This window comes from Calidithermus terrae (assembly GCF_003574345.1).
GTDB lineage: Bacteria > Deinococcota > Deinococci > Deinococcales > Thermaceae > Calidithermus > Calidithermus chliarophilus.
The window spans coordinates 1-9,984 of sequence record NZ_QXDL01000158.1 but is presented as its reverse complement, the minus strand read 5'-3'; the positions used below and the strand labels follow the sequence as shown (position 1 = coordinate 9,984).

The window sequence follows — 9,984 nt, the reverse complement described above, 5'->3', positions numbered from 1 at the left end:
AGTGGACGCCCTTGTACTCCGGCAGCTCGGCCCGTATCTCGGGCAGATACCTCTTCTGTTCGTAGAAGCCGACAGCCCTCCCGGCCTTCTTGTAGGCATCTCTACGCTCCTGCAGGGCCGCGTTGTAGAGGTGGCGGCACAGCGAGAGGGTGCGCTCCAGGTCTTTTTGCTGGGGCGGGGTGGGGTACAGGCGGTACTTGAACGCCTTCTTGTGGGTGGTAGGCTCGATGCGCGTCACCTCCTATCCAGGTGATGCCGGGCTCGGGGTGCTGCAACACTGCCGGGCCGTTTCTGTGTACAACATAGCATATCCGCTCTGCTACTCACCATGTTGTGTGTCCCTTCGGTGGACGTGGGGGGTCCATGTATCCCCGGTTTGAAGAACCGGGGGATTATAGCCCCCCACACCCCCCTTTTCTTCTAAGGAGTCTGACCGCGGCGAGCATATCCGCCCGGCTCGAGCCGGGTCAAGCCGGGAAGGGTTAAGCCTCGGCGTCGGTACAAGCAACCCTCACGGGGCTACAATCTGGCTCGAGCCCACCCAAACACGGGCCAGTGGGCAGTTTCACGCGGCCAATTGGCTTTAGTCATCGGCTTTCCAGGGCGGCGGCGGGCCCGGCCGGCGCTACGGGCGCAGGGCGCCAGCATTGATTCTTTTGCAGATTGGCCTATAAACTGGCCCTGTACCCACAACACATCCCCGATGGGCTCCAGGCTCACAGCGCGGGACTAGGGGTACACGTAGAGGAGGCCATTTCATGGCGAAAATCAGGCTGGAGAACATCTACAAGCGCTACAGCGCCAAGGTCATGGCGGTCAAGGACTTCAACCTCGAGACCGAGGACGGGGAGTTCGTGGTGTTCGTCGGGCCCTCGGGCTGCGGCAAGACCACCACGCTGCGCATGATCGCGGGCCTGGAGGACATCACCGAGGGCCGGCTGTACATCGGGGAGCGGCTGGTCAACGACGTGCCGCCCAAGGACCGCGACATCGCCATGGTCTTCCAGAACTACGCGCTCTACCCCCACATGAACGTCTACGACAACATGGCCTTCGGCCTCAAGCTGCGCCGGGTGCCCAAGGACGAGATCGACCGGCGGGTCAAGGAGGCGGCGCGCATCATCAAGATCGACCACCTGTTGCACCGCAAGCCCCGCGAGCTCTCGGGCGGGCAGCGCCAGCGCGTGGCGATGGGCCGCGCCATCGTGCGCGAGCCCAAGGTCTTCCTCTTCGACGAGCCCCTGTCCAACCTCGACGCCAAGCTGCGCGTGGAGATGCGCGCGGAGATCGCCAAGCTCACCCGCCGCCTGGGCGTGACCACCGTCTACGTGACCCACGACCAGGTGGAGGCCATGACCCTGGGCCACCGCATCGTGGTGATGAAGGACGGCGAGATCCAGCAGACCGACACCCCGCTCAACCTCTACGACTTCCCCGAGAACAAGTTCGTGGCCGGCTTCATCGGCTCGCCCTCCATGAACTTCATCCGGGCCCGCGTCGAGAGCCAGGGAACCGACACCTACTTCGTCATCGAGGGGCAGCGCATCAAGGCCAACGCCACCCTGGCGGCCAACCTCAAGGCCTACAACGGCAAGGAGGTCTGGATGGGCATCCGCCCCGAGCACATCGGCCTGCGCGGCTGGACCAGCATCCCCGAGGACAACAACGTCATCAAAGGCAGGGTCGAGGTCGTGGAGCCGCTGGGCGCCGACACCGAGATCCACGCCGAGGTCGGGGGCGCGATGGTCACGGCCAAGGTGGACGGGCACGCCATGGTGCTCCCCAGCGACACCGTGGACCTTCTCATCGACACCAGCAAGCTGCACGCCTTCGAGACCGAGGGCAACGAGAAGGCCATCGGGCACGCCACGGTCAAGGATAGCCGCAGCGCCGCCAAGGTCTGAGCGTTTCCACCTCCGGGGGGCGGGCCGCATGGCCCGCCCTTTTTACGGGAATGGCATGTCGGGCGACGGGGGTGGGCGTCGTACGTCCTACGCCGTACGCAAAACGCCAAACGCGAGACGCCTTGGCCCTCGGCCCTAGACCCTCGGCAAGCCACGAGCCACAGGCTGACGGCTGATAGCTGACCGCTTCCCTCCTTCCCCTGTCCCTCCCGCACCCTCTTGCATATGATTGGGAGGTGAACTCTCGACGCCCCTTCGTCATCGGCATCGCCGGGGGGACCGGCAGTGGGAAGAGCACCGTGGCCGACGCGGTCGTGGCTGCGGCGCTTCCTGCTCGTGTGGCGGTGCTGCCGATGGACAACTACTACAAAGACCAGTCCGACCTGCCTTTTGACGCACGCACGCACGTCAACTACGACCACCCCGACGCCTTCGACCTCGAGCTCTACCTCGCGCACATCGCCCAGATCCGGCGGGGGCGGGCCATCGAGATGCCCATGTACTCCTTCGAGGAGTACACCCGCCTGCTCGAGACCGTCCGGGTCGAGCCCGCGCCGGTGGTGGTGCTCGAGGGCATCCTGGTGCTGTTCAACGAGCGCCTGCGCGAGCTGATGGACCTGCGCATCTTCGTGGACGCCGACCCTGACGTGCGCTTCATCCGGCGGCTGCAGCGCGACATCCTCGAGCGCGGCCGCACCGTCGAGAGCGTGGTCGAGCAGTACATGGAGCAGGTGCGGCCCATGCACCTCTCCTTCGTCGAGCCCTCCAAGCGCTACGCCGACGTGATCATCCCCCACGGGGGCAAGAACAGCCCGGCCCTGGACATGCTCACCGCCCGCATCCACAGCCTCCTGGCCGCCGGAGGCGTCGCATGAGCCCGCAGGGCGTGCTGCGCGCCGTCATCGCGCTGGCGGCGCTCCTCTCGCTGCCCGCGCTGTTGCCCCGCCTGCAGGCCGAGCGCCCCGGGCCGGTGGTGCTGGTGGTGGACGGCCCCGACGTCAACGAGGAGGCCCGCGCGGCCAACATTCCCTTCGAGGAGCAACTGGCGAAGTACAAGGCGCTGGGGGTGGCGGGGGTGGCGATCTACGAGCGGGGCCTGAGCGGCTGGGCCGAGCAGGGCGTCGCCCGCTACTACAGCGGCGCCGACCTCAACCTGCGCTACCCCCAGGCGGGGTTCCGCGAGGGCTGGTACTACTTCAGCGGCCCCGACTGGCTCATCGCCCAGATCCGGCGCAACTGGACCATCCGGCTGCAGACCCTCGAGTTCGCGGGCACCACCTGGTACGGCGCCCCGGTCAACGTGGGCGGCTTCCCCACCGGCTACGACCCGGCGCTGCTCGAGCGGCTGAAGGCGGAGGGCTACTACATCGTCTACCGGCCCTACAACCACCCCTACCGCACCTACGCCCCCGAGGCCATCCCGCCCCAGGCCGACGCCCTGGTCTTCGCCGGGGTGGACGTGCCGGGCAACCCCAAGAAGCTGGGCGAGGCCAGGGCGATGGTGGCGGGCAGGCCCGTCGGCTGGATCGAGGGCACCCCGCAGGAGGGCTTCTCGAGGCTGACCGCCGCCTCGCCGGTGCTGAGGCTCTTCTCCATCCGGCCCGAGTGGCAGGCCAAGCTCAAGCCGGGCGAGGTGGCCGACAAGTTCGTGCTGGCCGCGCGGGAGCGGGGCCACCAGATCCTCTACGTCCGGCCCTTCCAGGACTTCGAGGACACCCGGGAGTTCATCGGGCGGCTCCAGGACGGGCTCGAGAACGCCCGCGTCGGCTTCGGGAACCCGGCCCCCCGCGACTTCGACCTCTCCCCCCTGCGCTACGCCGCGCTCGTGGGGGTGCTGGCCGGGCTGGGGCTGCTGGCCTTCGGCTACCCGCGCCCCTTCGGCCCCGTCATCGCGCTGGGGCTGCTGCTCTTCGCGCTGGCCTACGTGCGCTCGGACTTCGGGGCGCTGCTGGCGGCGCTGGTCTTCCCCGCGCTAGGCTTCCTCGAGCGGCGCCGCGGCATGGCGGCGTGGGCGGCGGCGGCGGTCTACTCGCTGGTCGGGGTGGTGTTCCTGGTGGCCCTGGGCAGCGACCCGCAGAGCGTGCTGGGCCTGACCCCCTTCAAGGGCGTCTCGCTCACGCTGCTGGTGCCGCCCTTGCTGGTGGGGCTCTCTTACCTGCCCCAGGACTGGAAGGGGGCGCTCACCCGCCTGTGGGGCTACCCGATCAAGCTGGGCGAGGTGGCGGTGGCCTTCGTGGGGCTGGCGGTGCTGGCTTTGGCCGTGCTGCGCCGCGGCAACGACGCGGCGGGTGCTTTGGTCCCCGACTGGGAGTTGCAGCTGCGGGCCGTCCTGCAGGACGCGATGGTGCGGCCGCGCTTCAAGGAGATCTTCGCCCACGCCGTGGCCCCGGTGGCGCTGCTGCTGCCCTGGCCCGCCTGGCTGCGCAACGGCCTGCTCCTGCTGGTGGTGGTGGGGATGGGCTCGATCCTCAACACCTTCTCGCACTTTCACACGCCTCTCACCATATCGTTATTCCGGGTACTGAACGGCATGGTCATCGGGCTTATCCTGGGGTTTGCCCTGGTGTGGGTAGTCCGGAGGGTCTGGCAATGGTGGTCGCGCTGAGCGGGTATTACGGCTTTCACAACGCAGGGGACGAGGCCCTCCTGGAGGCCATCGTGCAGGAGGTCAAGGCCCGGGGGCACACGCCGCTGGTGCTCTCCAAGAACCCTGCCGAAACCCAGCAACGCTACGGGGTGCGGGCGGTGAAGCGCGCCCACCCCCTCGAGGTCTGGCGCGCGCTGGGCGAGGCCGACCTGCTGCTGTCGGGCGGGGGAACCCTCTTGCAGGACAAGACCTCCTCGGCGAGCCTGTGGTACTACCTCAGCGTCATCCGCATGGCCCGCACGCGCGGCAAGCCGGTGCACGTGTTCAACCAGTCGCTGGGGCCGCTCTCGCCTAGGGGGGAGAGAGCGGTGCAGCGGGCGCTGAAGGGGGTGCAGGTCTTCATGCGCGACCGCGACTCGCTCGAGTACGCCCGCCGCCTGGGCCTGCAGGCCGAGCTCGGCGCCGACTGCGCGATGCTGCTCAACCCCCCGCCGGTCGAGCGCGAGCCCAAGATGGTGGTGCTGGTGCCCCGCGCCGGCTTCGACGCCGCCAACCGCACCCTGGCCCAGGCCGCCGAGCGCCTGCGCGAGCTGGGCTACGAGGTGGTGATCCTGGCGATGCAGCCGGGGCACGACGAGGGGGCGCTGGAGTTCTTCCCCGGCTTCACCGCCGAGCTGGCCTGGGACCCCCGGCGGGTGTTCTACCTGCTGGCCCAGGCGGGCTACGTGATCTCGATCCGGCTGCACGGCGTGATCCTGGCCGCCGCCGCCGGGACCCCCTTCGCCGGCCTCTCCTACGACCCCAAGGTGGCCGGGTTCTGCCGCGACGCCCGGGCCCCCTTCCAGGAGATCCCCGGCGAGCCCGAGGCCTTCGTGCGGCTGGTGGAGCAGAACGTCCAGCCCGACTGGGGCGCGGTGCAGGAGATGAAGGCGCGGGCGAGCGCCAGCTTCGACCGGGTGCTGTCGGGGCCGCGCGACCGCAAGGTGGCTTCCTCGAGGAACTAGGCTTCCCGCGCGAGCCGTCGGGGTCGAGGGTCGCTAGCTGAATCGCGGCCCGCGGCTCGTAGCCGGTGGGAAAAGCTCCTCAGCACGAGCCACACGCCACGCGCTACGGGCCTTACCCATGCTCCCCAGAGAACTCGCCGACTACGATAGCTACGCCCAGTGGCTCCGCGGCATCGAGGGCTACGCGGGGCAGTTGGGCTTCGTGCGGCTGCTGCCGGCGAGCCCGCCCGCCAAGGCCGGCTACCGCGGCGAGTTCGCGGGCGTGCTGGACACGCTGGGGATCGAGCCCTTCGCGCACCAGGCGGAGGCGCTGGAGGCCTTGGGAAATCGGTCGCTGGTGCTGGCGACCTCGACGGCCTCGGGCAAGAGCCTGGTCTTCCAGGTGCCGGTGCTCAAGGCGCTGCTCGAGGGCGGCACCGCGCTGCTGATGTACCCCACCAAGGCCCTGGCCCACGACCAGCTCGGCCGCCTGCGGGCCATGGGCGAGGCGCTTGGGCTACAGGGGCGCATCTTCCCCTACGACGGCGACACCCGCGACCAGGAGCGCCGCCTGGCGAAAGCCCAGGGCCTGGCGATCCTCACCAACCCCGACATGCTGCACTTCGGCCTCCTGCCGCGCCACGCCGAGTGGGCCGAGTTCTTGAGCCGCCTGCGTTACGTGGTGATCGACGAGCTGCACGCCTACCGCGGCGTCTTCGGCACCCACACCGCGCTGATCCTGCGGCGGCTCTTGCGCCTGGCGCGGCACTACGGGGCCCGCCCGCAGGTCATCGCCGCCAGCGCCACCATCGCCAACCCCGACGAGCACGCCGAGAACCTCACCGGGGAGGCCTTCCGCGCGGTGCGGGCCAACGTGGCGCGGGCCGAGCGGGAGTTCGCGGTCTGGACGCCCAAGGCCCTCGACAAAGCGGGCAAGACCCGGCGCAGCGCCAACATCGAGGCCGCGCTCCTGGCCCGCCACGCCGCCGAGAGCGGCCTCCGGGCGCTGGTCTTCGCCAACAGCCGCCGCACCGCCGAGCTGGTGGCCCGCTACGCCGCGCACGAGGCGGTCAAGCCCTACCGCGCCGGCTACACCGCCCGGGAGCGCCGGGCGCTGGAGGCCGACCTCAAGGCCGGGAGGATCCGGGTGCTGGTGAGCACCAGCGCGCTCGAGCTCGGCCTGGACATCGGGGAGCTCGACGCGGTGTTCCTGCTGGGCTACCCCGGAAGCTTGAGCGCCTTCTGGCAGCGGGCCGGGCGGGCCGGGCGCGGCGACCGCCGCGCGCTGGTGGCCTGGATCCCCCGCGAAGACCCCATGGACGAGTACTTCCGCGAGCGCCCCGAGCTGCTGCTGGGCAGCCCGCCCGAGTCGGCGGTGGCCGACCCCGCCAACCCGGTGCTCTACCCCCTGCACCTGCACTGCGCGGCGCGGGAGCTGCCGCTCGAGCCCGCCGAGCCGCTCTACCTGCCCTGGCTGGCGAACGGCCTGGTCGAGAAGCACGGCCGTCTCTACACCCCCAAGCGCAGCCCCCACCACGACCTGATCCTGCGCGGGCTGGGCAGCACCTTCACCCTCAAGGACGCCCAAGGCCGCACCTTGGGCACCCTCGACGAGCGCCAGGCCTACTGGGAGGCCCACCCCGGCGCGGTCTACCTCCACGCGGGCGAGAGCTACCTGGTGCGCAACCTCGACGCCCAGCAGCGCGAGATCGTGCTGCTGCCGGGCCTCGAGGACTACTACACCCAGCCCCGCGCCGAGACCGACGTCGAGGTGCTCGGCGGCGAGGAGCTGCTGCCGGGCGTGTGGGTGGGGCCGGTGATCCTGCGCGAGCGGGTGACGGGCTACGTCAAGAAGCGCTTCGTGACCGAGACCGTGCTCGAGGAGGTCATGCTGACGATGCCCGAGCTGAGCTTCCAGACCGAGGCGGTGTGGTTTCACCCCCTGGCCGAGACCGCCGTGCACCCCTCCCCCCTCCCCGGCGTGCCCGACCGCATCACCGGGCGCTGGCCCGACGAGGCGGGGATGTCGGAGGCGCTGGTGCCCTCGGCCATCCACGCCCTCGAGCACACCATGATCGGGCTGCTGCCGCTGTTCGTGCTGGCCGAGCGGGCCGACGTGGGCGGGGTGAGCTACCCCTTCTACCCCCGCCCCCTGGCCTCGGGCGCGGGGCCCACCGTCTTCATCTACGACGGCTACCCCGGCGGGGTGGGCTACGCGCGGGCCGCGGCGCGGCAGTTCCCGGCCTGGATCAAGGCCACGCGGGACCTGCTGGGGCGCTGCCCCTGCGAGGGCGGCTGCCCGCGCTGCGTGCTCTCGCCCAAGTGCGGCAACGGCAACCAGTACCTCGACAAGGCCGCCGCCCTCTGGCTGGCCGAGGCCCTGACCACGCGCTACAGCCGCCCCGAAAAACCCAACTGAGCCCCATATCCCGGTTCGGGCCACGCCGCGCCACCCATAATGACTTCGATGGTGGCCGCGGTTTCCCTCGACCACATCCTCCTCGTCAGCGCCCTGCTGCTGCTGGCGAGCGTGCTGGTGAGCCGGATCTCCGACCGGCTGGGGGTTCCGGCACTGGTGGTGTTCATGGGGCTGGGCATGCTGGCGGGCTCCGACGGGCCGGGCGGCATCTACTTCGACGACGCGCGCGTCGCCCAGGGGCTGGGGGTGGTGGCGCTGGTGATCATCCTGTACTCCGGCGGGCTCGATACCGACTGGAGGAAGGTGCGCCCGGTGCTGTGGCAGGCGGTCTCGCTGGCGACGCTAGGGGTCGCGCTGACCGCGACGCTGGTGGGGCTCTTCGCCGTCGTGGTGCTCGAGCTGCCGCCCCTGATCGGCTTTTTGCTGGGGGCCATCGTCTCCTCGACCGACGCCGCCGCGGTGTTCAGCGTGCTGCGGGCCGGGGGCGTGCGGCTGCGGGAACGGCTGCGGAGCCTGCTCGAGCTCGAGTCGGGCAGCAACGACCCCATGGCGGTGCTGCTGACGGTGGGGCTGATCGAGCTGATCCTGCAGCGGGCCGGGGGCCTCGAGCTCGCAGGGCTGTTCGTGAAGCAACTGGGGCTGGGGGTGCTGCTGGGCTTCGCGCTGGGGCACCTGATGGCCTGGGTGCTGCGCCGGCTGGCCCCGCAGAACAACGGCCTGTACTTCACGCTCAGCCTGGCCCTGGCGCTGCTGTGCTACAGCGTGGTGGCGGTGCTGGGCGGCAGCGGCTTCCTGGCGGTCTACCTGGCCGGGCTGGTGGTGGGGCAGCAGGATTTGCGCGACGAGGCCGACCTGCGGCTGTTCCACGAGGGGCTGGCCTGGCTGATGCAGATCGTGATGTTTCTGGCACTGGGGCTGCTGGTCTTCCCCTCGCAGCTTCCGCCGGTGCTGCTCGAGGGCACCCTGAGCGCGCTGTTTCTGATCCTGGTGGCCCGCCCGCTCAGCGTGCTGCTGAGCCTGTGGTGGTTCCGGCTGCCCTGGAACGAGCTCTTGCTGGTGGGCTGGGTGGGCCTGCGCGGCGCGGTGCCCATCGTGCTCGCCACCTTCCCGCTGCTGGCGGGGGTGGCCGGGGCGAACCAGTTGTTCAACCTGGTGTTCTTCATCGTGCTGTCGTCGGTGGCGCTGCAAGGCCCTACCCTCAACGCCGTGGCCCGGCGGCTGGGGCTCGAGGAGCCCCCGACCCCCCGGCCCGGCGAGCCCGCCCGGCGCCAGCCCGCGCCCTGAGGGCGTACAATTCCCTCGAGATGCACCCCCTGGTCGTCCAGATCGCCTACGACCTCAGCGCCGACCCCCACGTGCGCGGCATCCTGCTCACCGGCTCGCACGCCCGGGGCGACGCCACGCAGGAGTCGGACCTCGACTTCTGGGTGCTGCTGGGGGGCGTGCTCGAGCGCCCCTTCCGCTCGGAGACGCTGGACGGGAGGTGGGTGGAGTACCACCACCGCAACCTCGTGCAAGCCCGCGAGCGCATGCGCAAAAACCCCGCGGAGCTCTACAGCCACCTCGACGGCAAGGCGCTCTACGACCCCGACGGCAAGCTGGAGGAGCTGCGGGCCGAGGCCCAGGCCCTCTTCGCCGCCTACCGCCTGCCCGCCGAGGAGCGCCGCGCCCTGCGCTACTGGCTCGAGGGCAGCCGCCGCAAGCTCGAGGCCGCCCTGCGCAACCGCGACGAGCTCAGGGCCGCCTACCTCGCCAGCACCAACGCCTGGAAGATCCTCGAGGGCCTGTGGGCCGCCCGCCACAAGCCCATGCCCCCCGGCGGCGCCGTCTGGGCCCACCTCCACGACCTCCAGCTCGACGAAGCCCTCAAGGTCGTGCTGCGCGACCTCTTCACCGCAGGAGCGCTCGAGCGCGGCCAAGCCGCGTTGGCGCTCACCGGGTGGGTGCTGGAGAGGCTGGAGACGACCTGAGGGACGGGGAGCAGGAAGCCATAAGCCGTCAGTTCGTGGTTCACCCTGCCCCAACCCTCCCCGCCCGCGGGGAGGGTTGGGGCAGGGTTCCCACGAGCCACTAGTTCGTTGCTGATGGCTG

The 9,984-nt window shown here is 70.3% G+C and carries 8 protein-coding genes; 7 read left to right on the top strand and 1 reads right to left on the bottom strand.

Annotation, left to right across the window (positions count from 1 at the left end):
• Positions 1-238: helix-turn-helix domain-containing protein (locus Mterra_RS15540; RefSeq protein WP_245971658.1), on the bottom strand; the 238-nt coding region annotated here is incomplete at its 3' end.
• A 520-nt stretch (positions 239-758) separates the two neighbouring features.
• Between Mterra_RS15540 and Mterra_RS15535 the strand changes: the two genes are divergently transcribed.
• The 7 genes from Mterra_RS15535 (at position 759) to Mterra_RS15505 (ending at position 9,863) form a co-directional block, all read left to right on the top strand.
• Positions 759-1,904: an ABC transporter ATP-binding protein gene (locus Mterra_RS15535; protein ID WP_119316002.1), complete on the top strand. Its 1,146-nt coding sequence runs from the start codon at positions 759-761 to the stop codon at positions 1,902-1,904.
• Positions 1,905-2,140: 236 nt separating this feature from the next.
• A complete protein-coding gene (gene udk, locus Mterra_RS15530) occupies positions 2,141-2,779 on the top strand; it encodes a uridine kinase (RefSeq protein ID WP_119316001.1) in 639 nt (212 codons plus the stop codon).
• A complete protein-coding gene (locus Mterra_RS15525; protein ID WP_119316000.1) occupies positions 2,776-4,509 on the top strand; it encodes a DUF5693 family protein in 1,734 nt (577 codons plus the stop codon). The genes udk and Mterra_RS15525 overlap by 4 nt, the downstream gene beginning before the upstream one ends.
• A complete protein-coding gene (gene csaB, locus Mterra_RS15520) occupies positions 4,494-5,495 on the top strand; it encodes a polysaccharide pyruvyl transferase CsaB (RefSeq protein ID WP_119315999.1) in 1,002 nt (333 codons plus the stop codon). Before Mterra_RS15525 ends, csaB begins: the two co-directional genes overlap by 16 nt.
• Before the next feature lie 118 nt (positions 5,496-5,613).
• A complete protein-coding gene (locus Mterra_RS15515; RefSeq protein WP_119315998.1) occupies positions 5,614-7,893 on the top strand; it encodes a DEAD/DEAH box helicase in 2,280 nt (759 codons plus the stop codon).
• Between the two features lie 48 nt (positions 7,894-7,941).
• Complete coding sequence (locus Mterra_RS15510) at positions 7,942-9,177, top strand: potassium/proton antiporter (protein ID WP_245971657.1); 1,236 nt, start codon at positions 7,942-7,944, stop codon at positions 9,175-9,177.
• 20 nt (positions 9,178-9,197) lie between these two features.
• Positions 9,198-9,863: a nucleotidyltransferase domain-containing protein gene (locus Mterra_RS15505; RefSeq protein ID WP_119315996.1), complete on the top strand. Its 666-nt coding sequence runs from the start codon at positions 9,198-9,200 to the stop codon at positions 9,861-9,863.
• Positions 9,864-9,984: the final 121 nt, after the last annotated feature.